Here is a 24,203-nt window from a genome sequence, read left to right on the forward strand (position 1 = left end):
CCGCAGGCCTTGCTCAGGCCTGCAGGGGCGTGATCTTCTTGATCAGCGGAGTCACCAGGTCCATGGGCAAGGGGAACACCACGGTGGTGTTCCTGTCCGCGCCGATCACGGTCAGCGTCTCCAGGTAGCGCAGCAAGATGGCCTGAGGCTCCTGCGCCAGAACTTTCGCGGCCTGAGACAGCTTTTCCGAAGCCTGCAACTCGCCTTCGGCGTGAATCACCTTGGCGCGGCGTTCGCGCTCGGCCTCGGCCTGCCGCGCGATGGCCCGGATCATGGATTCGGTCAGATCGACCTGCTTGATCTCCACGTTCGAAACCTTGATGCCCCAGGTGTCGGTTTGCGCATCCAGCGCCTGCTGGATGTCCAGGTTCAGCGATTCACGCTCTGCCAGCATCTCGTCGAGCTGATGCTTGCCCAGTACGGAGCGCAGCATGGTCTGCGCGAGCTGACTGGTGGCCTCCAGATAATTGACCACCTGGATCACCGCCTTCTCCGCATCCACCACGCGCAGATAGATCACGGCATTGACCTTGACCGAGACGTTGTCGCGCGAGATCACATCCTGCGCCGGGACCTCCAGGACCACGGTGCGCAGATCCACCCGGACCACCTGCTGAATGGCGGGAATGATGAAGATCAGTCCCGGCCCCTTGACCTTCCAGAAGCGCCCCAGCGTGAAGACCACGCCGCGCTCATACTCGCGAAAAATCCGGATCGACGCCGTCCCCAGGCCAATCACCAGCATCAGCAGGATTAGCCAGAACAAGAAAGAAGCGCTAACCATAGAAGCCATCCTTTCAGCGAGGAACTTCGGCGCTGCGATCTGACGTTGAACGGTGTACATCGATTTCGCAATCGGCGCAGGGTCGTCCGCAAGCCCAGCATATGCTGTTGCACTCCGGGTGCGCACTTATCCGCGCATGGTCGACATCGAAGAAGTGCTGTTCGCCATTGCCGGCGCATGAGATGGGGGTCTGGGCTGCAGGAGCGGCTATGGCTTTCCCTGAGCCATGTCGCCAGGGCTGTGCCTAGAATGGCTGCAGCGCTTGCTTGTTTCACCGCCTGCTTTCAGGAGGAGCATTGATCACATGTCAGATGATTCCGCAGTGAACCACGAGGCACAGGATGCGGCCGAAGCCGTTGTGCCCTATATTCCCATCATCATCCCCGCCGCTGGCGCCGTGATGATGTTCCTGCTGGCCTTTATTGCCGTGAACATGGCCTAGGCATTCCAACCTTCTCGAGCCCAACCCCGCGACGCGGGGTTTTTTTACGTCTGTGCAGGTTATGAATGAATGATCTATGCATATTGTGATGCACAAAATGCATAGATATTGCCCGTGATTTGCTGACAAATTCAAGGCCCCTACCTAAAATCGATCTCCCGCTGCTATTCAAAACAAGGTTGTTTTGACTATTTCAGACGGATTTCAGGCGCCAACAAGCGCTAGGGAAAGCACGCGAGACACCTTCAAAAGCCTTTTTTCAAAGACGCAGCCGAGGATGCTTCTTTGAAAAACTGGTTTTTTAATTGAAGGACTTCCCCCATGAACGCCGCTGTGCAAAGCCTGAACATCCAGGCTCCCGACTACGTCAAAAATCCCAAGCTCGTTGCCTGGGTCGCCGAAATGGCCGCGCTGTGCAAGCCTGCCCAGATCCACTGGTGCGACGGCTCGCAAGCCGAATACGACGCGCTGTGCCAGCAGCTGGTGGACGCAGGCACCTTCAAGCCCCTGGCCAAGCGCCCCGGCTCCTTCCTGGCCTGGACCGATCCTTCGGACGTGGCTCGCGTGGAAGACCGCACCTATATCTGCTCCGCCAAGAAGGAAGACGCAGGCCCCACCAACAACTGGATGGAACCTGCGGAAATGCGCGCCACGCTGAACCCGCTGTTCGACGGCTGCATGGCTGGCCGCACCATGTACGTGGTGCCCTTCTCCATGGGCCCGCTGGGTTCGCCCATCGCCCACGTGGGTATCGAGCTGTCCGACAGCCCCTATGTGGCCGTCAACATGAAGATCATGACCCGCATGGGCAAGGCCGTGTATGACGTGATCGGCACCAGCGGCGAGTTCGTGCCCTGCGTGCACACCATCGGCGCCCCTCTGGCCGCAGGCCAGAAGGACGAGACCACCTGGCCTTGCAGCAAGACCAAGTACATCGTTCACTATCCCGAAACCCGCGAAATCTGGTCCTACGGTTCGGGCTACGGCGGCAATGCGCTGCTGGGCAAGAAGTGCTTTGCGCTGCGTATCGCCTCCACCATGGGCCGCGACCAGGGCTGGCTGGCCGAGCACATGCTGATCCTGGGCGTCACCAACCCCGAAGGCAAGAAGTACCACGTGGCTGCCGCCTTCCCCTCGGCCTGTGGCAAGACCAATTTCTCCATGCTGGTGCCGCCCAAGGCCTTCGACGGCTGGAAGGTCACGACCATCGGTGACGACATCGCCTGGATCAAGCCCCAGGCCGACGGCTCGCTGCGCGCCATCAACCCCGAGGCCGGTTACTTCGGCGTGGCTCCCGGCACCAATATGCTCACGAACCCGAACTGCATGTTGAGCCTGGACAAGAACGTGATCTTCACCAACGTGGCCCTGACCGATGACGGCGACGTGTGGTGGGAAGGCCTGGAAAAGGATCAGGGCAAGCTGCCCGATCACCTGATCGACTGGCAAGGCAAGGACTGGACGCCCCAGATCGCCAAGGAAACCGGTGCCAAGGCCGCTCACCCCAATGCCCGCTTCACCGTGGCTGCCACCAACAACCCCGCGCTGGACGAAGCCTGGGACGATCCCGCCGGCGTGAAGATCGATGCCATGATCTTCGGCGGCCGCCGCTCCACCACCGTGCCTCTGGTGACCGAAGCCCGCGACTGGACCGAAGGCGTTTACATGGCAGCGACCATGGGCTCCGAAACCACGGCCGCCGCCTTTGGCGCGCAAGGCGTGGTGCGCCGTGATCCCTTCGCCATGCTGCCTTTTGCCGGCTACAACATGAGCGACTATTTCCAGCACTGGCTGGACCTGGGCGCCAAGATCGAAGGCCAGGGCGCAACCCTGCCCAAGATCTTCACCACCAACTGGTTCCGCAAGAACGCCGAAGGCAAGTTCGTCTGGCCCGGCTACGGTGAGAACATGCGCGTTCTGAAGTGGATGATCGACCGTCTGGAAGGCCAGGTCCAAGGCCAGGAAACCGCCTTCGGTATTGCTCCCCAGTACGCTGAAATCAACTGGACCGGTCTGGACTTCGACGCCGCCCAGTTCGACAGCGTGACCAATATCGACAAGGCTGCCTGGGCCGAGGAAATGAAGCTGCACGGCGAGCATTTCGACAAGCTGGCCTACAACCTGCCTAAGGCCATGCTGGACACCAAGGCCAAGCTCGAAGAGCGCCTGTCCGCCTAAGCCTTTGATGGAATAGAAAAGCCCTGCAGGCCGCTGGCCGCAGGGCTTTTCTTTTTGAACCGTTGTTTTGATAGCTGTTGGCGCTTGCCGGACAAGGGGTGGACGCTCATTTCATGAAGCGTCGAGAGGGCATGAAAAAAGCCGCGGGCCTTGTGGGCAGCGGCTTTTTTGGGGGAAGCGATCCGGGCGCTTAGCGGCTCTGGCGATCCATGGCACGGGCCAGATCGGCCATCAGGCGGGCATCTTGCAGCGCAGCGTTCCAGACGCGTTCATCGGCAGCAGCTTGCTGGCGGCTTTTGACCCAGGCGCGGTAGCCGGTGCGCACCAGATTGATGGCACGGCGTGCGGGAGTGGAGAAGAGGGCAATGCTGGCAAAAGCCATGGCCCACAGAACCATCCAGGCGGCCATCATATGACCGTCGCTCCAGGTCTCGGTAGCCTGGAAGACGCCAGCGGCCAGGGCGGCCAGGACCACAGCCAGCACCATCCAGTAGGACCTGGACTGGGATTGCGCCTCGTGCTCGGCAGCAATGGCGGCCATGCGTTCATCGCTGGCTTGATAGATACGCACCACACCAGGGTGCTCGACACAGTAGGAGTTGTAAATAAAGTTGCTCATGGCAGTTAACCCTTTGACCCACGCTTTTGGCGAATTGCCCGGGGAATAGGTGTAACTATAGGGATTACCCTAGGTATGTTCAAATTTATATTTTGAATCTGTAGCATTCACAGCAGTGATGTATTGGGTGATGCCATGTCTTTGAACTTTCGTTCTCTGGATCTCAATCTGCTGCGCGTCTTCGACGAGGTCATGTCCGAGCGCAGCCTCACGCGCGCGGCGCACAAGCTCAGCATCACCCAGCCGGCGGTCAGCAATGCCATGCGCCGGCTGCGCGAGGTCCTGGGCGACGAGCTGCTGGTGCGCCAGGGACAGGGCGTGGAGCCTACGCCGCGTGCCCAGGCCCTGTGGCCGGTGATACGCGAGGCCTTGCAGCATCTGGAGGGTGCACTCGCACCCGATGAGTTCGATCCCGAGACGGCCGCCACCACGTTCGTGATCGCCATGGCCGATGCCACGGCTGCCACGCTGATTCCGCCGCTGTACCCGATTCTGGCGCGCGAGGCTCCGGGCCTGGGCATACGCCTGCTGCCGCTGACCACGCGCGATCCAAGACCCTTGCTCGATGATGGCGAGGCCGATATGGCCGTGGGCTATTTTCCCGCCGTACTGGCCGATCTGACGGCGCGTGCGCAGGCCGGCGGTCTGGTGGCGTTTGACAGCCGCCGCCTGTACGAGGGCGAGTACCTGTGCGTGATGCGCAAAGGCCATCCTCTGGCGCATGTGCCGCTGACACTGGACAACTACTGCGCGGCCCGCCATATGCTGGTCAGCTTCTCGGGCCGCTCCTTCGGCTTCATCGACGAGGCCCTGGCCTCGCTGGGGCGTTCGCGCGAAGTGGTGCTCACCGTCAACCAGTTCTTCACCGCGGCGCGCGTGGTGATCAACTCCGATCTGCTGACCATCTTGCCGCGCCATTTTGTGCCCGTGACCGGCATGAGCGACCAGCTGGAGCTGCGCGATCTGCCCTTCGATGTCACGCCCGTGCATGTGGATGCACTGTGGCGTCGGCGCGGCCCGCACCCGCAGGCCTATGACTGGCTGCTGAAAACGCTGACGCGCTCGGCCGAGATCACCTTTGCCAACGGTTCGGCCCAGGTCACTCACCATGGTTGACTAAACTAGCCACATGAAGATCCAGCTGCTGTCCGACCTGCACCTCGAAGTCCACCCCCAATTCGTGGCCCAGCCTGCCGCGGGCGCCGATGTGCTGGTGCTGGCCGGCGACATCGGCTCCTACCAGAGCAGCACCCAGGTCGACGGCGAGAACTTCGGGCTGGAGCGTTTCTCGCCGCTGCCGCAATACGCCAACTGGCCCACGCCCGTGCTGTTCGTGCCCGGCAATCACGAATACGACATGCAGGACTTCGACGAGGCACGGCTGCGCCTGCAGCGTGTGTGCGACAGGCTGGGACTGATCTGGCTCGATCGTGAAACCGTGGTCATGGACGGGGTGCGTTTCATCGGCACCACGCTGTGGAGCGATTTCGACGCCATGGCCATGCATGAAGGCGTGAGCGATGCCACGCGCTTGCACAAGCTGCGCGAGAAGGCCTTTCGCGCCGCCAATTTCTATCTGCAAAAGACCGGCGGCAGTCGCCAGGGCGAGCCGTTTCTGGCCGCGCCCATGCGCGAGGAAAGCCTGCTTTGCCAGGACTGGCTACGCGCCGCGCTGCAGCAGCCTTTTGACGGACCCACGGTGGCCGTGACCCACTTTGCGCCCAGCCTGCGCAGTGCCGATCCGCGCTATGGGCTGGTGCCCGGTACGGCCGGTTTCTGCAATGTGATGGACGACTTTCTGCCCCATGCCCAGCTCTGGCTGCACGGCCATCTGCATTGCGCCAGCGACTACATCGCGTGCGGCCAGCGCGAGGACGGCAGCGAATGGCAATGCCGTGTGGTGGCCAATCCCCTGGGCTATGCCCGCAAGGGAGAGCAGGATGACTTTCTGCCGGCATCGACAATTGACTTGAGCCAAGTCAAGATGCTGACTGTCCCCAGCCCTTAGGCTTGAGACATCAACAAGGAGAAATTGGTATGAAGATCTTGCTCGCCGTGGACGGCAGTGCCTACACCCAGAAAATGCTGGCCTATCTGACCTCGCATCAGGAGATGCTGGGCACGGGCCATGAGTACACCATCATCACCGTGCAGCCGCTGCTGCCGCCTCGTGCACGCGCTGCGCTGGGCAAGGAAGTGGTGGAGCAGTACTACGACGAAGAATCCGCCAAGATCCTGCAGCCCGTGCTGGAGTTCCTGAAGGGGCGTGGCGTCGAGGCGCAAAGCATCGCCAAGGTCGGTCCCATTGCCGACACCATCATCCATGCCGCCCAGGACGGCAAGTTCGACCTGATCGCCATGGGCACACACGGCCACGGTGCGCTGGGCCGTCTGGTCATGGGCTCGGTCAGCTCGCAGGTGCTGGCGGGCTGCACCATTCCCGTGCTGCTGATTCGCTGATTTTCATAGCTGCTTGCGCTTGATTTACATGCGTATCAGGCTTGAATCAGCTTCAAATCAAGGTTAGATGAGCGTCCACAGCTACAAAAACCAAGGTACCTCCGTTTGACATCAAGCTCTCAAGGCCGCGCTGCAAAGCACGGCCTTTTTTCTTGTCTGCATCAAACCGCTTGCAGCACTTGCCGGGCCTTGCCCAGCAAGGCCTGGCTGACACGGGCCAGCACGCGTGACTCCAGATTCCAGCAATGCCAGAACAGCGCGATGGACAGCACATGGCCTGTTGCCACGTCGATCAGTTCACCGGCATCCAGCGCAGGCTGCACCAGCAACTGCGGCAGCACGCCCACGCCCCAGCCGGCACGCACGGCACGTACCTGCGCCTCGCAACTGGGCAGCAGAATCTGATGCTGCAGCGACACATTGCGCAGACCCAGGCAACGCGCCACAAATTCGGCCTGCATATCGTCCTTGCGGTTGAAGGACAGATAGGGCCGCTGGTTGAAGTTCTTGCGCGTCAGCCCCTGCGGCAGTCTTTGCTGCGCAAATTCGCTAGAGGCCACGGCCACATAGCGCATGGCGCCCAGGGGCTGCACGGCGCAGCCGCGCAGGGCCTGACTCAGCGTGGTGACGCAGCCCATGACCTGGCCCGAGCGCAGAAGCTCCTGCGTGAAGTCCTGATCGTCGACCACCACCTCCAGCGGCAGGCCGCTCTTTACCAGCTCGTCGAGAGCCGTCATGGCCCAGGTGGCAATGCTGTCGGCATTGATGGCGATGGAGACGATTTCTCCGGCCAGACTCTGCCCGGTCTGCGGTGCCAGCTCCTGCAGCTCATGCGCGAGATCGGCGCGCAGCAGGCGTAGCTGTTTGGCATGCTTGAGCAGCAGCCGCCCGGCGCTGGTAGGTTTGACGGGGCGCGTGCGCTCCACCAGCACCGAACCCACCTGGGCCTCCAGTGCACGCAGGCGCTGGGATACGGCCGACTGGGTGATGTGCAGCTTTTGCGCCGCGCGCTCGAAGCCGCCTTCCTCCACGATGGCGGCCAGACATTCAAGCGCAGCAGGGTCCCAGGAACTCATGGCAATTTCATTAGCTTTTCTGATGAAACTGCTGAAAATTTAATGCTGCTTTTGTTTGTCCGCAAGAGTGCAGACACTGGCCGCATGAACATCATCGTCCTGGGCGCCGGCATCATCGGCATCAGCACCGCCTGGCATCTGCGCGAGCGCGGTCATCAAGTCACCGTGGTGGATCGTCAGAGCGGTCCGGCCCTGGAAACCAGCTATGCCAATGGTGGCCAGATCTCGGTCAGCTACTGCGAGCCCTGGGCGAATCGCCAGGCGCCCTGGAAGGCGCTCAAATGGATGTTCGACAAAGAGGCTCCGCTGCTGTTCAGGCCCCAGGCCGACAGCGCGCAATGGCGCTGGTGCCTGCAGTTCCTGGCCCAGTGCAATGACCGGGCGTTCGCGCGCAATGTGCAGCAGATCGTGGCGCTGGGCGCCTACAGCCATCTGGCGCTCAAGGACATGGTCCAGAAGACCGGTATCGAGTTCGAGCGGCTGGAGCGTGGCATTGCCCATTTCTACAGCAGCCCGCAGGCGTTTGCCGAGGCCGCCGAAGGCGTGGAGCTGATGCGGCAATACGGCGTGCAGCGTCGTCTGGTCAGCCGCGACGAGCTGCTGGCCATCGAGCCAGCATTCACGCCCTATGCGGCGCAGATTGCGGGCGGCACCTTCACTGCCTCCGATGAGTCCGGTGATGCGCGTCTGTTCACCGAAAAGCTGGCCGGTCTCTGTGCCCAGGCCGGTGTGCAATTCCTCTACGGCCACGACATCCTGAGCCTGCAGCCGGCGCGCCGGGGCAAGCCTGCCCAGGTGCAGATTCGCGACGGCAGCGATGGCGCCCCGCGCATGCTGAGCGCGGATGCCGTGGTGGTCGCCTGCGGCTCCTACACGCCGTTGCTGCTCAGGCCTCTGGGCGTGCATGTGCCCATCTATCCGGGCAAGGGTTATAGCGCCACCTTGCCGCTGCTGCGGCCCGAAAAAGCCCCCATGGTCTCCACCATCGACGACAGCCGCAAGGTCGCCATGAGCCGTTTGGGCAACCGACTGCGGGTAGCCGGCACCATAGAGCTGGGAGGCTTCGATCTGAGTCTGGACACGCCCACGGCCAGGGCGCGCTGCGAGATGCTGGTCAGGCGCGTGGAGGAGCTGATGCCCGGCGTCTGCGACACGCGCCTGCCCGAGCAGGGTGGCGATCCGCAGTTCTGGTGCGGCCTGCGGCCCGCCACGCCCAGCAATATTCCCTGCATCGGTGCCACGCAGGCAAGAGGCATCTGGGTCAATGCCGGGCATGGCACCCTGGGCTGGACGCATGGTGCAGGCTCGGGCAAGGCCATGGCGGCCCTGATGAGCGGCGAGCGCCCGGCGCTGGATTTCCGGTTCTGGGATGAGCCGGCACACGACGTCGCACGCGGCGCGCGGATTGCGTCGGCCTGAGCCTGACACAGGGCATAGGACTGCAGGACGAGTACGGGCTGGCTGACTCTTTTGCCCGGATTGACGGTATCGCTGCGTGGGGCTCTTACATACAATCACGCCAGCAACTCGTCCATGCCATGATCCAGCACGACATCACTCCTGCCCTTGAAACCTCACGTTCCTTTGCGCGCTCATTGCCCATGGCTTTGCTCAAGGCCCGCGAGGCGGTCATGGTGCGCTTTCGTCCCTCGCTGCGTGCGCATGGCCTGACCGAGCAGCAATGGCGCGTGCTGCGCATCATGTGGGTGGCCGACAAGCGCCTGCGTCCCATGGAGCTGTCGCAGCTGACCTTCATCAGCATGCCCAGTCTCTCGCGCCTGCTCAAGACGCTGGAAGGACGCCTGCTCATCAAGCGCGGCCGCCATGTAGCCGATCTGCGGGGCTCCGAGTTTGCCCTCACGCCAGCCGGCCAGGAGATGGTGGCCCAGATCGTGCCGCACTTCGAGACCATCTACACCGAGATCGAGGCGCAACTGGGCAGCGCCGAGAGCGAGCAGCTGTTCCGCATCCTCGAGCATGTGGTGCAAAGCCTGGGCCTGCCCGGCGAAGACGAGCTGGGCCAGGACTGAGGCGCCGGCCACGGCACAATGCAGTCATGAGTGCTGCGATCGCCGTCATCGACTTTGAAACCACGGGCATGACGCCCGCCCAGGGCGCCAGGGCCACCGAGGTGGCCATCGTGCTGCTGGAGCAGGGTCGCGTGGTGGACCGTTTCCAGAGCCTGATGCAGACCGGGGCCTGGGTCTCGCCCTTCATCACCGAACTCACCGGTATCACCAACGCCATGCTGCGCACGGCGCCGCCCGCCGCCGAGGTGATGCGCGATGCGGCCCGCTTTGTGGGCGGCGCGCCCATGGTGGCCCACAACGCATCGTTCGACAGCAAGTTCTGGCAGGCCGAGCTGGCGCTGGCGGGCGAAGCCGCCCCCCAGCTGTTTGCCTGCACCGTGCTGCTGTCGCGCCGCATCTATCCCCAGGCGCCCAGTCACAGCCTGGGCAATCTGGCGCGTTATCTGCACCTGCCTTCCACGGGGCGTGCCCACCGGGCGCTGGCCGATGCCGAGATGGCGGCGGCCCTGCTGGCCCGCATGCAGCAGGACCTGTGCGAGCGCCATGCCCTGCCCTGGCCCGAACATGCGCTGCTGATGCAGCTGCAACGCTGCAGCAAGGCCAAGGTCGGCGGCTGGCTGGCGCAGCAAGCCGGTCAGGGGCTGCTGGCAGCCCAGACCCAGGATTGATGAAGATTTGGCCTGCAGGCCTTTTCAATCCTGCGTCAGAAGCTATCAAAATTGAAGACTCTGGCCTTAAGCCCTTACGGATTGTGACCGGCAAGGTTCAAGTTGATAATTGATCAAGTCCTGCAGATGCTCCTTGTATCTGCTGATCTTGAACCGTGGCGCGCCGTTGTGGTCGCTGACTTGAGCTCTGAATTTCGTGAACTCCGCCTTGCCTACCTCCGTCCTGCGTTCGGCCTTGCCTTTCTCGCAGCGCGAATTTCGCGATGCGCTGGGGCAATTTGCCACCGGCGTGACCATCATCACGGCGCGCAGTGCAGAGGGCCATGCGGTGGGCTCCACGGTCAGCTCCTTCAACGCACTGTCGTTGGCGCCCTCGCTGGTGTTATGGAGCCTGGGTCTGAAGGCCAACTCACTGCCCGTGTTCCGGCACTGCACGCATTACGCGATCCATGTGCTGGCGGCTTCGCAAAAGCCGCTGGCCGAGCTGTTTGCGCGCAAGGGTGCGGACCGTTTCAGCCATACGCCGCATCATGACTCCGAGCATGGCGTGCCGCTGCTGGAGGGCTGCAGCGCGGTCTTCGAGTGCCGCAATCTGCGCCAGCATGAGGAGGGCGATCATCTGCTCTTCATTGGCGAGGTGGATCGCTGCGAGCACCATACCGACCGCGCACCGCTGCTCTACCACTCTGGCCATATGCACGCCCACGGCTTCGTCAAATGAAGCCGGATGCCGACTGGGAGCCCTACCTAGTCGGCTTGAACGATACCGATCTCCAAGGCTCGCCCTAGATTGCCCCCAGACCTGAGTGCGTCAGGTCAGAGGACAGTGTTGCAACGCTTTGGAGACAGATCATGATCGATTGCGAAGACAGGCCGGCCCATACCCAGCTCAAGGTGGCCACGGCAAGCGGGACGGGGATCGAGCTCAGGCGCATCTCTCCCGCCATAGGCGTGGAGGTCTCGGGCATAGACCTGCGCCAGCCCGTGAGCGAGGAGCAGGCGCGCGAGCTGCGTCAGGCACTGGTGGCACACAAGGTGCTGGTGTTTCGCGAGCAGAACATCACGCCTGCCCAGCAGGTGGCATTTGCGCGCCGCTTCGGCGAGCTGGAGCTGCATCCGGTATTTCCCCATCACCCCGACCACGCCGAGCTGGTGCTGCTGGGCGGCAACAGCAAGATCCCGGGCACCGAGAACGTCTATCACACCGATGTCTCCTGGCGCGAGACACCCTCCATGGCTTCGGTGCTGCGCTGCGTGGAATGCCCCGAGGTCGGCGGCGACACGGTCTGGATCAATATGGAGCAGGCCTACGAGCAGCTGCCCGAGACGCGCAAGCAGCAGATCGCCGGCCTGTATGCCGTGCATGACATCCTGCCCTCGTTCGGTGCGCGCATGACGCCCGCCGAGCAGGCCCAGGCCCGCGGCAAATACCCGCCCGTGGTGCACCCGGTGGTGCGCACCCACCCCGAAAGCGGCAAGAAGATTCTCTACGTCAACGAAACCTTCGTCACGCACTTTGCCAACTTCAGCTCGAACTTTGCCAGCTTCCGCTCGGCCAACGAAATTCATGCCCAGCAACAGGACCTGATGAACTATCTGCTGCGCCAGCCCGCGATTCCGGAATACCAGATGCGTCTGCACTGGGAGCCCAACACCATTGCCATGTGGGACAACCGCTCCACCCAGCATTACGCGATTCAGGACTATTTCCCGGCGGTGCGCCGCATGCATCGCGCCACGGTCGTGGGCGACAAACCGTTCTGAGGCGCCCGCCGATCAAACTGGGTCGTGCAGGTGGTTTAACGCTGCGTTAAACCACCTGCGGCAGTCTTGTCTTGTAGAGTTCAAAGCAGCAAGCATCTGCTTTGAACCTCCCAAACAGCGAGACAGAACATGCAGCAACAAGACTTTGATTACGACTTTCTGGTCATAGGCGGTGGCTCTGGCGGCGTGCGCGCCAGCCGTGTGGCAGCCGGTCTGGGGGCCCGTGTGGCTGTGGTGGAGGCAGCCCGGCTGGGCGGTACCTGCGTCAACGTGGGCTGCATTCCCAAGAAGCTGCTCAGCCATGCAGCGCATTTCAGCCAGCTGGCCGAGGAGGCCCGGGGCTTTGGCTGGCAGCTGGCGCAGCCCCAGTTCGACTGGCCCACGCTGATTGCCAACAAGGACCGCGAAATCGAGCGCCTGAACAGCGTCTACGGCCGCATGCTGGCTGGGGCAGGCATTACCCTTGTCCACGGTCGTGCGGCGCTCTCGGGGCCGCATAGCGTGCTGGTGAATGGCCAGACCATCCATGCCCGCCATATCCTGATTGCAACGGGCGGAACGCCCAGCATGCCCGATATTCCAGGCGTGGAGCATGCCATCAGCTCCGACGAGGCCTTCCATCTGCCGCATCTGCCCAGGCGAGTGGTGGTCGTGGGCGGAGGCTATATCGCCGTGGAGTTCGCCTCCATCTTCAACGGCCTGGGCGCCGAGACGACCCTGCTGCACCGCCGTCAGCAACTGCTGCGCGGCTTTGATGCAGACCTGGGTCTGCATCTGGGCCAGGAGATGGCTCAGCTGGGTGTGAGCTTTCGCTGGGGTGAAGAAATCCAGGCCATCAGCAAGCAGGCGGACGGCCTGCATCTGCAGCTCAAGAGCGGCGAGCAACTGGTCGTGGACTGCGTGATGTACGCCACGGGTCGCGTGCCCCTGATCGAAGGGCTGGGGCTGGAGGCTGCGGGTGTCAAGGTCAACGACAGGGGCGCCATCGAAGTGGACCAGCATTTCTGCAGCAATGTGCCCTCCATCCATGCCGTGGGCGATGTGGTCGATCGCATGGCTCTGACACCCGTGGCGCTGGCTGAGGGGACGGTGCTTGCCCATCATCTGTTCGGCCAGGGCGGCAAGAGTGCTCCCGACTACGAACTGGTGCCGACGGCGGTGTTTTCCCATCCGCAGGTGGGCACCGTGGGCCTGTCGGAGGAGGTGGCGCGCGAGCGCTTCGGTGCGGTGCAGGTTTTCCAGTCCGGCTTCAGGCCGCTGACCAACCGCATGGGGGCCGAGCCCGAGAACGTCTTCCTCAAGCTCATCGTCTCCACGGCCGACCAGCGCGTGCGTGGCGTGCATATGGTGGGCGAGGGCGCGGGCGAGCTGATGCAGGGCTTTGCCGTGGCGCTGCAATGCGGCGCGACCAAGCAGCAGTTCGATTCGACCATAGGCATACACCCGACTGTGGCCGAGGAGCTGGTGACCATGCGGGAGCCGGTGCGGGAATGAGAAACGACCCCCGCGCGTTCGCTCTGTGGGGCGCGCAGGGCGAAACCGCAATGAAAAATGGGCCTTTTCAGGCCCATTTCTTATCCATCAAGCGTCATACGCTTGAAAGAGCGGGTCGGCTTCAGCCGCGTGCGGCATCCGGCAGCTCGATCTTGACTTCCAGAACCTCAAGGTTTTCCTGGCGCTCCAGCTGTACCTTGATGTCATTGGGGTTGATGTCCACATACTTGGAAATCACGGCCATCAGCTCTTTTTGCAGAGCCGGAAGATAGTCGGGCTTGCCGCTTTCGCCGCCCACGCGCTCGCGCGCGAGAATGATCTGCAGACGCTCCTTGGCGACCGAAGCGGACTTCTTCTTCTCCCCGAGCAGAAACGACAACATGGACATCAGGCTTACCTCCCGCCAAACATGCGCTTGAAGAAACCGGGTTTGACGGCTTCGGTAAAGCGCATGGGTTTTTCTTCGCCCAGGAATCGGGCCACCACATCCTGATAGGCCTCGGCCACATCCGTGCCTTGCATATGCACGGCGGGAATGCCTTGGTTGGAGGCCTGGAGCACGGTTTCGGATTCGGGGATCACGCCGATCAGCTCGATGCGCAGAATGTCCTGGATGTCCTCCAGCGACAGCATCTGGCCATCTTCCACGCGATTGGGGTTGTAGCGCGTGATCAGCAGATGTTCCTTGATGCGCTCGCCCTTGACCGCACGCTCCGTCTTGGAGCTGAGCATGCCCAGAATACGGTCGGAGTCACGCACCGACGAGACTTCGGGGTTGGTCACCACCAGGGCCTCTTCGGCATAGTGCATGGCCATCAGTGCACCGCTTTCAATGCCGGCGGGCGAGTCGCAGATGATGAACTCGAAGTCCATGGCGGACAGATCGTCCAGCACCTTCTTCACGCCTTCCTGCGTGAGGGCTTCCTTGTCTCGGGTCTGCGAAGCAGCCAGCACGAACAGGTTTTCGCACTGCTTGTCCTTGATCAGGGCCTGGTTCAGATTGGCCTCGCCCTGGATGACATTGATGAGGTCATAGACCACGCGGCGTTCGCAGCCCATGATCAGATCGAGATTGCGCAGACCCACATCGAAGTCAATCACTGCGGTCTTGTGGCCGCGCAGTGCGAGGCCGGATGCGAAGCTGGCGCTGGTGGTGGTCTTGCCGACACCGCCTTTGCCAGAGGTCACGACGACGATTTTGGCCATGTTTGCACGATTCCTTTAAGACAAATGGGGCAGGTTGATAGGGTGTCCGGTGTGTCTCTCATACCGGCTCGATGACGATTTTTTCTCCTTCCAGACGCACCTTGGCAGCTTTGCCGGCGACTTCTTTGGGGAGATCGGTTTCAATTGTGCGGTAGATACCTGCGATGGAAAGCAGTTGCGCCTCCATGCAAGTGCTAAAAATTCTTGCGCTGGTATTGCCGCTGGCCCCGGCCACGGCGCGGCCGCGCAGCGGCGCATAGACATGGACGTTGCCGTCTGCAATCACCTCGGCACCATAGCTGACCATGTCCAGAACCACAATGTCGGTGCCTTTGGCATAGACGCGCTGACCTGAGCGCAGCGGCCGGTCCACGATGACGGCATCGGCCAGCGGAGCAGGCACCTCGACCTCCACTTCGCGAATGATTTCGTGGATTTCCGGCTCGGCGCGGCGCGTCGGCATGGCATCGGGGGCTGCACTCAGACCAAGGGCCCTGGCTGCTTCCATCTGGGCCTCGCTGCCGCTGCGCACGGCAACGGGCACGGTGCGGTGGTTGCGCAGGGCCTCGATCAGGGCCGGGAAGTCGATTTCTTCCTCTGCTTCGCGCACCTGGCTGAGGTCGATCAGCACGGGGTCGTTATCGAAGAAGTCCGGGTCGTCGGCAAGACGGCGTGCCAGATCCTGGGCCAGCGCCTGCATGTCGGTGCTGCGAAGTACCACGGAAAGCACCGGCAGTTGTGCGCTCTTGAGGTCAAAGCTGGGGCGCTCGGCGCCGGTCGATTCAACAGACATGGATGGGATCAGCGCACATCAGGTGCTCTATGAGGACGACAAAGTGTACCTGCCTACCGGCAAAAGATATGGTCACCGAGTGTTTGCACTGCAACACTTGATGCACCTCAGAGGCCTCTGTTTGTGCAGGTCTGGATGAAAATACAGTCATGTCTCCAGAGCTTTTGATCCAGGGCGCCTGTGCCAGCATCACCTTGCGCCGTCCCGAAGTTGCCAACAAACTGCTGCCCGAAGACCTGATCGTGCTGCGCCGTCAGATCGATGAGGTCAACGCCAGCCCTGCGGTGCTGGTGCTGACGCTGCAGGCGGTGGGCAGGCATTTCTGCAGCGGCTACGACATTGGCGAGATTGCCAACAGCCAGAACGAGGGAAGCTCCTTCGGCGAAATGGTGGACGCCATAGAGAGCTGCCGCGCCGTGACGATTGCCGCCATCCAGGGCGGGGTGTTTGGCGGCGCCACCGATATGGCGCTGGCCTGCGATTTTCGCGTCGGCGGTGCCAACAGCCAGATGTTCATGCCTGCCGCGCGGCTGGGCCTGCATTTCTACCTCTCGGGCCTGGAGCGCTATGTGACCCGGCTGGGCCTGGATACGGCCAAGCGCCTGTTTCTGACCTGCGAGAAGCTGCAGGCCCAGGCCATGAAGGACTGCGGCTTTCTGACCGATCTGGTGGACGGCACCGATATCGGCGAGCGCGTGGCGCAGCTGCAGACCACGCTGTCCGGCATGGCGCCGCTGGCCTTGCTGGGCATGAAGAAACACCTCAACGCCATTGCCCGCGGCGTGCATGACAAGGCCGGCATCGATGCTGCCGTGCAGGCCACCATAGAGTCGGCTGATCTGAAGGAGGGCGGCGCGGCCTGGCGCGAAAAAAGAGCCGCCCGCTTTCAGGGGCACTGAGCCCCAAGAAGGGACGGCATTCCTTTGCAAAGCGGTGGGGCCGCCCAGGCCCTTGCTCCGCGCCTGCCGCGTCAGGACACCGCGCCAGCTTCGGACCGGGCCAGGTATTCCCTGGCAAAGCCCTCGTACCAGTCCAGGCAGCCGGGGTTGGCCATGGCGTCCTTGTTGACCACCTTGGCCAGGGGCTGTCCCAGCAGCAGCTTCTTGATGGGCAGCTCCTGCTTCTTGCCGCTGAGCGTGCGCGGTATCTCGGCCACGGCAAAGATATCGTCGGGCACAAAGCGCGGCGACAGCGCCGAGCGTATGGCCTTGTTGATGCGCTCGCGCAGCGCCGCATCGAGTTCCACGCCGGGGCGCAGGGCGACAAACAGCGGCATATAGCTGTCCTTGCCCAGGTATTCCAGGTCCACCACCATGCTGTCCAGCACCTCGGGCAGGGCCTCGACGGCGCTGTAGATTTCGCTGGTGCCCATGCGCAGGCCATGGCGGTTGATGGTGGCGTCGCTGCGGCCGTAGATGATGCAGCCGCCCTCGCCGAGCAGCTTGATCCAGTCGCCATGACGCCAGACCGGCCCCATCTCTGCCGGGCCGTCACCGCCGCCGGGTTGGCGGCCATGACCGGCGGGATACATGTCGAAATAGCTGGACAGGTATCGTTTCCCGAATGGGTCGCCCCCACGCTCCCCCACTGCGTGTGGGTCGCTGCCCCTAAGCCGGGCGCCCCCCGAGGGGGCCTTCGCACCTTGAGGCGGCTCGGCGGTGCTCACGTCTCCCCACAGGAACAGCGGCATGGACGGAATGGGCTGGGTACAGACCAGCTCGCCGACCTCGTCCATCACGGGCTGGCCCTCTTCGTTCCAGGCCTCGACGGCCGCGCCCAGCTGGCGGCATTGCATGACGCCGGGCACCAGCGGCAGATCGCGGTTGCCACCGATAAAGGCTCCGGCAAAATCTGTCCCTCCGGACAGGTTGTTCCACCAAATGTCATGGCGTCCAAGCTTGGCAAACTGCTCCGTCCCCCACTGCTGCACTTCGGCAGACAGCGGCGAGCCCGTGCTGCCCAGCCCGCGTATGCGTGACAGATCGCCGCAGGCGGACAGATCGACACCGGCCTTCATGCAGTTGGCGTAGAAGGCCGCGCCCGAGCCAAAGCTGGTCACGCCGGTCTCGGCCGCGAAGCGCCACAGCGTGCCCCAGTCGGGCCTGTCCTTGCTGCCGCCGGGGCTGCCGTCGAAGATCACGCAGGTTGTGCCGCCCAGCAGGCCCGAGACCTGGGCATTCCACATCACCCAGCCCGTGGAGCTGTACCAGTGGTAGCGCTCGCCCCAGCTGTTGGGCTCGTAGCTGCAGCCGATGTCGTTGTGCAGGCCCTTGAGCTGCAGGGCCACCAGCACCATGCCGCCATGACCGTGGACTATGGGCTTGGGCAGGCCGGTGGTGCCGCTGGAGTAGACGATCCACAGCGGGTGGTCGAACGCCAGCCATTCTGGTTCAAAGGCTGCAGTATCAGCATCATTTCTCGCTGTAACGCTGGTGTAGTCTGCGGTGTCAGCTATCTTTATCGAGGTATCCAGATTGGGCACCAGCACCACGTGCTGCACGCTGGGCAGGCCGCTGCGCAGCTCCTGCAGGACCTCGCGCCGGTCTATGTCCTTGCCTGCGTAATGCACGCCGTCCACGGCGATCAGCGCCTTGGGCGCTATCTGCCTGAAGCGGTCGAGCACGGCATGGGTGCCCATGTCGGGTGCGCAGATGCTCCAGATGGCGCCCAGGCTGGCGCAGGCCAGAAAGGCGACCATGGCCTCGGGAATATTGGGCAGGTAGGCCGCGACGCGGTCGCCCTTGGCGACGCCCTGGGCTCGCAGATGCAGGGCCAGGGCCGCCACCTGACGCTGCAGCTCGGGCCAGCTCAGCTCGCGCTGCAGGCCCTGCTCGTTGCGGCTGATGACGGCCGGCATGCCGGCGGCATGTGCCGGCTGGACATGGCGCAGCACCTGCTGCACATAGTTCACCTGTGCGCCCGGGAACCATTGCGCACCGGGCATGGTGTTGCTGGCCAGCACCGCGCTGTGCGACGTTGGCGACTGCAGGTCGAAGTAATCCCAGATGCTTTGCCAGAAGGCATCGAGATCGCTGGTCGACCAGCGCCACAGCGCGTCATAGTCGGCGAAGCTCAGGCCGCGCGTTTCACGCAGCCAGTTCTGGTACAGCCGGATCTGGGGAATGTAGGGGGCGGGGTGTTGGGGGGCACAGGACATGGCTTCAGCCTAGCGCTGCAGTCCTTGCAAGTCATTGGTGGTGGCCCCTTGGCCTGTCACCTGCGCAGCAGCGCGGTCGGCTGTATGGGCGCACACCAGCACAGCTCAGCGGTCAAACCGATAATCGGGGCCTGTCTACACCGTCAACGGCGCATGCCGGCGACCCGCACCCCCATGTCCGCTTTGCCCACCCGCGTGCTGGCCGTCATTCCGCCGATGACGCAGCTCAACACTCCCTACCCCTCCACGGCCTATCTGACCGGCTTTCTGCGCTCGCGTGGCATCACCGCCATGCAGGAAGACCTGGCACTGGCCCTGGTGCTGCAGCTGCTCTCGCCCGATGGCCTGCGCGCCGTGGCCGAGCGCATCCGGAGCCTGCCGGTCGGCAAGCACACGCCTGCCGTCCAGTCCTTTGTCGCGCAACAGGAGCGCTATCTGGCCACGATTGCGCCCACGATTGCGTTTTTGCAGGGGCGAGACTCCACGCTGGCCCATCGCATCGTGGGGCGCCACTTTCTGCCCGAAGGACCACGCTTTTCCACGCTGGACGTGTATGAGGACGAGGAAGGCGGCGATCCGCTGGGCTGGGCTTTCGGGGCCCTGGGACTGCAGGACAAGGCCAAGCATCTGGCCACGCTGTACCTCAACGATCTGGCCGATGTGCTGCGCGATGCCGTGGACGAGCGCTTCGAGTTCGTGCGCTATGCCGAGTCGCTGGCCGGCAGCCAGCCCAGCTTCGATCCGCTGGCCAGCGCACTGGCGGCAGAGCCCAATCTGGTAGACGAGGTGCTGGAGCGCCTGACGCTGGAGGCCGTGGAGCGCCACCAGCCCACGGTGGTGCTGCTGTCCGTGCCCTTTCCGGGCTCGGCCTATGCGGCGTTTCGCATTGCCCAGACCATCAAGCGGCGCTTCCCGCAGATTGCCACGGTGCTGGGCGGCGGCTTTGTCAACACCGAGCTGCGCGAGCTGGCCGAGCCGCGCGTGTTCGACTACTTTGACTTCGTGACGCTGGATGCGGGCGAACGCCCGCTGCTGGCGCTGCTCGAGCATCTGCGTGGCGAGCGCGGCAGATCGCGTCTGGTGCGCAGCTTTGTGCGGGCCGACGACGGCAAGGTCCAGTACGTGAACATGATGGAGTCCGACATCGCGTTTGCCGAGGTCGGCACGCCCACCTGGGACGGCCTGCCGCTGGACAGATACCTGTCGCTGCTGGACATGCTCAACCCCATGCACCGTCTGTGGAGCGACGGGCGCTGGAACAAGCTGACCGTGGCCCATGGCTGCTACTGGAAGAAGTGCAGCTTCTGCGATGTGAGCCTGGACTATATCGGTCGCTACGAAGGCGCCAGCGCCGCCGTGCTGGCCGACCGCATCGAGGCCATCGTCGCCGAGACCGGCCAGACCGGCTTTCACTTTGTCGATGAAGCCGCACCGCCCAAGGCGCTCAAGGCGCTGTCGCAGGAGCTGATTGCGCGCAACGCCGGCATCTCCTGGTGGGGCAATGTGCGCTTCGAGAAGACCTTCACGCCCGAGCTGGCCGAGCTGATGGCCGACAGCGGCTGCATCGCCATCTCCGGCGGTCTGGAAGTGGCATCCGACCGGCTGCTGGCGCTGATGAAAAAGGGCGTGACCGTGGACCAGGTGGCACGCGTGACCAAGGCGTTCTCGGAGGCCGGCATTCTGGTCCACGCCTATCTGATGTACGGCTTTCCGACGCAGACCGTGCAGGACACGGTGGACGCGCTCGAGTATGTGCGCCAGCTGTTCCTCAACGGCTGCATTCAAAGCGGCTTCTTTCACCGCTTCAGCTGCACCGTGCACTCGCCCGTGGGCCTCAACCCCGAGGAATACGGCATCGAGCTGCCGCCGCTGCCCGAGGGCAACTTTGCCAAGAACGACCGCCCCTTCATCGACCCTACGGGCGTCGATCACGACGCATTGGGCGCGGCGCTCAAGAAGGCCATCTACAACTTCATGCATGGCATAGCGCTGGAGGAGGATGTGCGCATGTGGTTCCCGTTCAAGGTGCCCAAGCCCACGGTCAAGCGCGACCGCATTGCGCGTGCGCTGCAGCAGAAGCAGTGAATTTGATAGCTGTTAGCGCTTGCTGATAAACAACTTTAGATTTGTTTATTGATTAATTCATTGACAGTTTTGCGCTGCAAGCTATGTATTTGATAGTTTGCCCTTGTGCAGCCGTTTTCCCGCGTGTGCGAGAGACCACAGTCCCTGGTTTACCAGTGCTTGCACGGCCCCAGCGGGCAAGCACTGCTTGCCATAATCTGCTCCGTTTTTGATATCTCCAAGGAGCGATGGGATGGGAATGTTTCAATGGACGGAGCGATCGTCCGATGTCTTGCAGGGCGGTGGCGTCATCGGCCCCGATGAGCGACTGCCCTGGACACAGACCGGTTTGATGGGTATCCAGCACGTGATCGCCATGTTTGGCTCCACCGTGCTGGCCCCCATCCTCATGGGTTTTGATCCCAATCTGGCGGTGTTGATGAGCGGCGTCGGCACGCTGATCTTCTTTCTCATCACCGGCGGCAAGGTACCCAGCTATCTGGGCTCTTCCTTTGCCTTCATCGGCGTGGTCAACATCGCCACCGGCTATGTGGCCAGCCAGGGACCTGCCAACGCCAATATCGGCGTGGCGCTGGGCGGCATCATTGCCTGCGGCTTTGTCTACATGCTGGTCGGCCTGCTGGTGCAGATGGTGGGAACGGCCTGGATCGAACGCTTCATGCCGCCCGTGGTGACGGGCGCCGTGGTGGCCATCATCGGCCTGAACCTGGCCGCGATTCCCATCAAGAACATGGCGTCCAACAACTTCGAGTCCTGGATGCAGGCGCTGACCTTTGTCTCCGTGGCGCTGGTGGCCGTGTTCACGCGCGGCATGCTGCAGCGCCTGCTGATCCTGATCGGACTGATCATTGCCAGCGTGCTCTATGCCGTCTTCACCAACGGCCTGGGCTGGGGCAAGCCCGTGGATCTGAGCGGCGTGCTCAATGCCGCCTGGTTCGGCATTCCCAGCTTCCATGCCCCGGTGTTCACCAGCAATGCCATGCTGCTGATCGTGCCCGTGGTCATCATCCTGGTGGCCGAGAACCTGGGCCATATCAAGGCCGTGACGGCCATGACGGGCAAGAACCTGGACCAGTACATGGGCCGGGCCTTCATCGGTGACGGCGTGGCCACCATGGTCTCCGGCGCAGCCGGCGGCACGGGAGTGACCACCTATGCCGAAAACATCGGCGTGATGGCTGCCACCCGCATCTACTCCACGGCCGTGTTCTTTGTGGCGGCCCTGCTGGCCGTTCTGCTGGGCTTCTCGCCCAAGTTCGGTGCGCTGATCCAGGCCATTCCCCTGCCCGTGATGGGCGGTGTCTCCATCGTGGTGTTCGGCCTGATCGCCATTGCCGGCGCCAAGATCTGGGTGGACAACAAGGTGGACTTTTCCGACACCAAGAATCTGATCGTGGCTGCCATCACCCTGATTCTGGGCACCGGAGAATTCACGCTGAGGTTCGGCGAATTCGCGCTGGGCGGCATCGGCTGCGCCACCTTTGGCGCCATCATCCTGTATGCGCTGCTGACCATGGGCGAGCGCAAATCTGAAACCAAGGTACAGACCAAGTGAGTGCCAACATGTAATCGGGGAACATTCCCTTGACAGCAGCGCGGGGCCTTTGCCGAGAATTCCGGTATTAATGTTCCGCGCTGGTAACATTTCTCTCTGGAGATATGCCGCCCTACCCGGGCGGTTTTTTTTAGAGGTGCCAGCCCGAGCGCCGAGCATGAGCCGCAAAAATAGCCAGCGCGTTGGCACCGGTCAGGCTCGCGTGGCGGGCTGGGGCCTCTGAGTTTGGAGCATGCAATGTCCATCGCAGATCGCGTACGTTACCCAGAATTCCTCTCGCGCGTCATGACGGCCGAAGAGGCCGCCGCCCTGATTCCCCACGGTGTCAATGTCGGCATGAGCGGCTTTACCGGAGCCGGTTACCCCAAGGCATTGCCCCAGGCCATAGCGGCCCGTGCCAAGGCCGAGCATGCCCAGGGCAAGCCCTACAAGATCAATGTCTGGACCGGCGCGTCCACCGCCGCTGAATGCGACGGCGTGATGGCCGAAGCCCATGCACTGGGTCAGCGCCTGCCCTTCAACACCGACCCCATCGCGCGCAAGGCCGTGAACTCGGGCGAGATCGACTTCATCGACATGCATCTGTCCCATGTGGCGCAGCATGCCTGGTTCGGCTTTCTGGGCCATATGAACATCGCCGTGATCGAGGTGCTGGGCGTGACCGCCGACGGCCTGCTGATTCCGTCGACCGCCGTGGGCAACAACAAGACCTGGCTGGAGATCGCCGACAAGGTGATTCTGGAGGTCAACACCAAGCCGCCCGCCCGGATGGAGGGCATGCACGACATCTACTACGGCACGGCCATCCCGCCGCGCCGCATGCCCATCAACATGACGCATGCCGACGACCGTATCGGCGATGCCTACCTGAAGGTGGATCCCGCCAAGGTTGTCGCCGTGGTCGAGACCCACAAGGGCGACCGCGACAATGTGTTTGCCACACCGGACGAAAACTCCCAAAAAATAGCCGGCTACATCATCGACTTCCTGGCCCACGAGATGAGGATGGGCCGTCTGCCCAAGGAAATGCTGCCCATCCAGTCGGGCGTGGGCAATGTGGCCAATGCCGTGCTGGCCGGGCTGCTGACCGGCCCGTTCGAGAACCTGCTGGGCTTTACCGAAGTGCTGCAGGACGGCATGCTGGATCTGCTGCGCGCGGGCAAGATGAGCAAGGCCTCGGCCACATCGATCTCGCTGTCTGCCGCGGCCTACAAGGACTTCGAGGACAACATCGACTTCTACCGCGAGCGCATCATCCTGCGCCCGCAGGAAATCTCGAACCACCCCGAGCTGGTGCGCCGCCTGGGCATCATCGCCATGAACTCGATGATCGAAGCCGACATCTACGGCAACATCAACTCCACCCATGTCATGGGCACGGGCATGATGAATGGCATCGGCGGATCGGGAGACTTTGCACGCAACGGCTATCTGTCTTTCTTCGTCACGCCCTCGGTGGCCAAGGACGGCAAGATCAGCTGCATCGTGCCCATGTGCTCGCATGTGGACCACACCGAGCATGACACCCAGATCGTCGTCACCGAGCAAGGTCTGGCCGATCTGCGCGGCCTGTCGCCCAAGCAGCGTGCGCAAGTCATCATCGACAAGTGTGCCCATCCGGACTATCGCGCCCAGCTGCAGGATTATTTCGACCGCTCACGCCAGCAGGGTGCACAGCACACGCCGCATATCCTGACCGAGGCACTGTCCTGGCATCAGCGCTTCATGGACAAGGGCGATATGCGCGCTTGAACAGGTTCCCCCTGAGGCGCTTCGCGCCTTCCCCCAGGGGGACGACACCATTGCTGCGGGGCGGCGGGGCCGCCCAGGCCCTTGCTTGGTGTCTCTGACATGGAGTGTGGAGGGGGTGAAAGCTGTGCCTAGTCCGCTTG

At 62.9% G+C, this 24,203-nt stretch carries 22 protein-coding genes; 15 read left to right on the plus strand and 7 right to left on the minus strand.

The genetic code is table 11. The features are described 5' to 3' along the window. Positions 1-13: 13 nt before the first annotated feature. Positions 14-784 (minus strand): slipin family protein, encoded by a 771-nt coding sequence (locus F0P97_RS00410; protein ID WP_003065227.1) that lies wholly within the window; start codon positions 782-784, stop codon positions 14-16. A gap of 304 nt (positions 785-1,088) precedes the next feature. On the opposite strand from F0P97_RS00410, the gene F0P97_RS00415 reads away from it, so the two are divergent. Beyond that, complete coding sequence (locus F0P97_RS00415) at positions 1,089-1,226, plus strand: hypothetical protein (protein ID WP_003059912.1); 138 nt, start codon at positions 1,089-1,091, stop codon at positions 1,224-1,226. A gap of 321 nt (positions 1,227-1,547) precedes the next feature. Then, the gene (locus F0P97_RS00420; RefSeq protein ID WP_182285180.1) at positions 1,548-3,404 is read left to right on the plus strand and encodes a phosphoenolpyruvate carboxykinase (GTP); all 1,857 of its coding nucleotides are present in this window, start codon (positions 1,548-1,550) and stop codon (positions 3,402-3,404) included. A 190-nt stretch (positions 3,405-3,594) separates the two neighbouring features. On the opposite strand, the gene F0P97_RS00425 is transcribed toward F0P97_RS00420, so the two are convergent. Beyond that, positions 3,595-4,023, minus strand: a complete 429-nt coding sequence (locus F0P97_RS00425) for a hypothetical protein (RefSeq protein ID WP_003065220.1) — start codon at positions 4,021-4,023, stop codon at positions 3,595-3,597. A gap of 135 nt (positions 4,024-4,158) precedes the next feature. On the opposite strand from F0P97_RS00425, the gene F0P97_RS00430 reads away from it, so the two are divergent. The 3 genes from F0P97_RS00430 to F0P97_RS00440 are packed head-to-tail and all read left to right on the plus strand — an operon-like array spanning position 4,159 to position 6,483. After that, positions 4,159-5,139 (plus strand): LysR family transcriptional regulator, encoded by a 981-nt coding sequence (locus F0P97_RS00430; protein WP_182285181.1) that lies wholly within the window; start codon positions 4,159-4,161, stop codon positions 5,137-5,139. 13 nt (positions 5,140-5,152) lie between these two features. Beyond that, the gene (locus F0P97_RS00435) at positions 5,153-6,031 is read left to right on the plus strand and encodes a metallophosphoesterase (protein ID WP_012836586.1); all 879 of its coding nucleotides are present in this window, start codon (positions 5,153-5,155) and stop codon (positions 6,029-6,031) included. A gap of 29 nt (positions 6,032-6,060) precedes the next feature. Beyond that, positions 6,061-6,483, plus strand: a complete 423-nt coding sequence (locus tag F0P97_RS00440) for a universal stress protein (protein WP_003065214.1) — start codon at positions 6,061-6,063, stop codon at positions 6,481-6,483. 161 nt (positions 6,484-6,644) lie between these two features. On the opposite strand, the gene F0P97_RS00445 is transcribed toward F0P97_RS00440, so the two are convergent. Then, complete coding sequence (locus F0P97_RS00445; protein ID WP_182285182.1) at positions 6,645-7,559, minus strand: LysR family transcriptional regulator ArgP; 915 nt, start codon at positions 7,557-7,559, stop codon at positions 6,645-6,647. A gap of 42 nt (positions 7,560-7,601) precedes the next feature. On the opposite strand from F0P97_RS00445, the gene F0P97_RS00450 reads away from it, so the two are divergent. The 6 genes from F0P97_RS00450 to gorA all read left to right on the plus strand — a co-directional run bounded on the left by F0P97_RS00450 (position 7,602) and on the right by gorA (position 13,515). Further along, positions 7,602-8,978 (plus strand): D-amino acid dehydrogenase, encoded by a 1,377-nt coding sequence (locus F0P97_RS00450; protein WP_182285183.1) that lies wholly within the window; start codon positions 7,602-7,604, stop codon positions 8,976-8,978. Between the two features lie 119 nt (positions 8,979-9,097). Further along, entirely contained in the window at positions 9,098-9,589 is a 492-nt protein-coding gene (hpaR, locus tag F0P97_RS00455; protein WP_182285184.1) for a homoprotocatechuate degradation operon regulator HpaR, read from the plus strand. Between the two features lie 26 nt (positions 9,590-9,615). Continuing rightward, positions 9,616-10,257 (plus strand): PolC-type DNA polymerase III, encoded by a 642-nt coding sequence (locus F0P97_RS00460; RefSeq protein ID WP_182285185.1) that lies wholly within the window; start codon positions 9,616-9,618, stop codon positions 10,255-10,257. 196 nt (positions 10,258-10,453) lie between these two features. After that, a complete protein-coding gene (locus F0P97_RS00465) occupies positions 10,454-10,978 on the plus strand; it encodes a flavin reductase family protein (RefSeq protein WP_182285186.1) in 525 nt (174 codons plus the stop codon). A 131-nt stretch (positions 10,979-11,109) separates the two neighbouring features. Next, complete coding sequence (locus F0P97_RS00470) at positions 11,110-12,021, plus strand: TauD/TfdA dioxygenase family protein (protein WP_182285187.1); 912 nt, start codon at positions 11,110-11,112, stop codon at positions 12,019-12,021. Positions 12,022-12,150: 129 nt separating this feature from the next. Next, positions 12,151-13,515 (plus strand): glutathione-disulfide reductase, encoded by a 1,365-nt coding sequence (gene gorA, locus F0P97_RS00475; protein ID WP_182285188.1) that lies wholly within the window; start codon positions 12,151-12,153, stop codon positions 13,513-13,515. A 121-nt stretch (positions 13,516-13,636) separates the two neighbouring features. Here the strand turns inward: gorA and minE are convergent, their stop codons facing one another. Genes minE through minC form a run of 3 tightly spaced genes read right to left on the minus strand, consistent with a single transcriptional unit; the run spans position 13,637 to position 15,514 of the window. Beyond that, positions 13,637-13,903, minus strand: a complete 267-nt coding sequence (gene minE, locus F0P97_RS00480) for a cell division topological specificity factor MinE (protein WP_003071985.1) — start codon at positions 13,901-13,903, stop codon at positions 13,637-13,639. Between the two features lie 5 nt (positions 13,904-13,908). Next, positions 13,909-14,721 carry a septum site-determining protein MinD gene (minD, locus tag F0P97_RS00485; protein ID WP_003069672.1) on the minus strand — a complete coding sequence of 271 codons (813 nt, stop codon included), beginning with the start codon at positions 14,719-14,721 and terminating at the stop codon, positions 13,909-13,911. A 58-nt stretch (positions 14,722-14,779) separates the two neighbouring features. Beyond that, positions 14,780-15,514: a septum site-determining protein MinC gene (minC, locus tag F0P97_RS00490; protein ID WP_182285189.1), complete on the minus strand. Its 735-nt coding sequence runs from the start codon at positions 15,512-15,514 to the stop codon at positions 14,780-14,782. 149 nt (positions 15,515-15,663) lie between these two features. On the opposite strand from minC, the gene F0P97_RS00495 reads away from it, so the two are divergent. Further along, positions 15,664-16,413: an enoyl-CoA hydratase/isomerase family protein gene (locus F0P97_RS00495; RefSeq protein WP_182285190.1), complete on the plus strand. Its 750-nt coding sequence runs from the start codon at positions 15,664-15,666 to the stop codon at positions 16,411-16,413. A gap of 71 nt (positions 16,414-16,484) precedes the next feature. Here the strand turns inward: F0P97_RS00495 and F0P97_RS00500 are convergent, their stop codons facing one another. Further along, the gene (locus tag F0P97_RS00500) at positions 16,485-18,671 is read right to left on the minus strand and encodes an acetoacetate--CoA ligase (protein WP_182285191.1); all 2,187 of its coding nucleotides are present in this window, start codon (positions 18,669-18,671) and stop codon (positions 16,485-16,487) included. A 174-nt stretch (positions 18,672-18,845) separates the two neighbouring features. On the opposite strand from F0P97_RS00500, the gene F0P97_RS00505 reads away from it, so the two are divergent. The 3 genes from F0P97_RS00505 (at position 18,846) to F0P97_RS00515 (ending at position 24,063) form a co-directional block, all read left to right on the plus strand. After that, positions 18,846-20,756, plus strand: coding sequence for a B12-binding domain-containing radical SAM protein (locus F0P97_RS00505; RefSeq protein ID WP_182285192.1), 1,911 nt, complete (start codon positions 18,846-18,848; stop codon positions 20,754-20,756). 232 nt (positions 20,757-20,988) lie between these two features. Beyond that, a complete protein-coding gene (locus tag F0P97_RS00510; protein WP_182285193.1) occupies positions 20,989-22,311 on the plus strand; it encodes a solute carrier family 23 protein in 1,323 nt (440 codons plus the stop codon). Between the two features lie 237 nt (positions 22,312-22,548). Continuing rightward, on the plus strand, positions 22,549-24,063 hold the full coding sequence (locus tag F0P97_RS00515; RefSeq protein WP_182285194.1) for an acetyl-CoA hydrolase/transferase family protein: 1,515 nt from the start codon (positions 22,549-22,551) through the stop codon (positions 24,061-24,063). Positions 24,064-24,203: the final 140 nt, after the last annotated feature.

The sequence above is a fragment of the Comamonas testosteroni genome, from assembly GCF_014076415.1.
GTDB classification, from domain to species: Bacteria; Pseudomonadota; Gammaproteobacteria; order Burkholderiales; family Burkholderiaceae_C; genus Comamonas; species Comamonas testosteroni_F.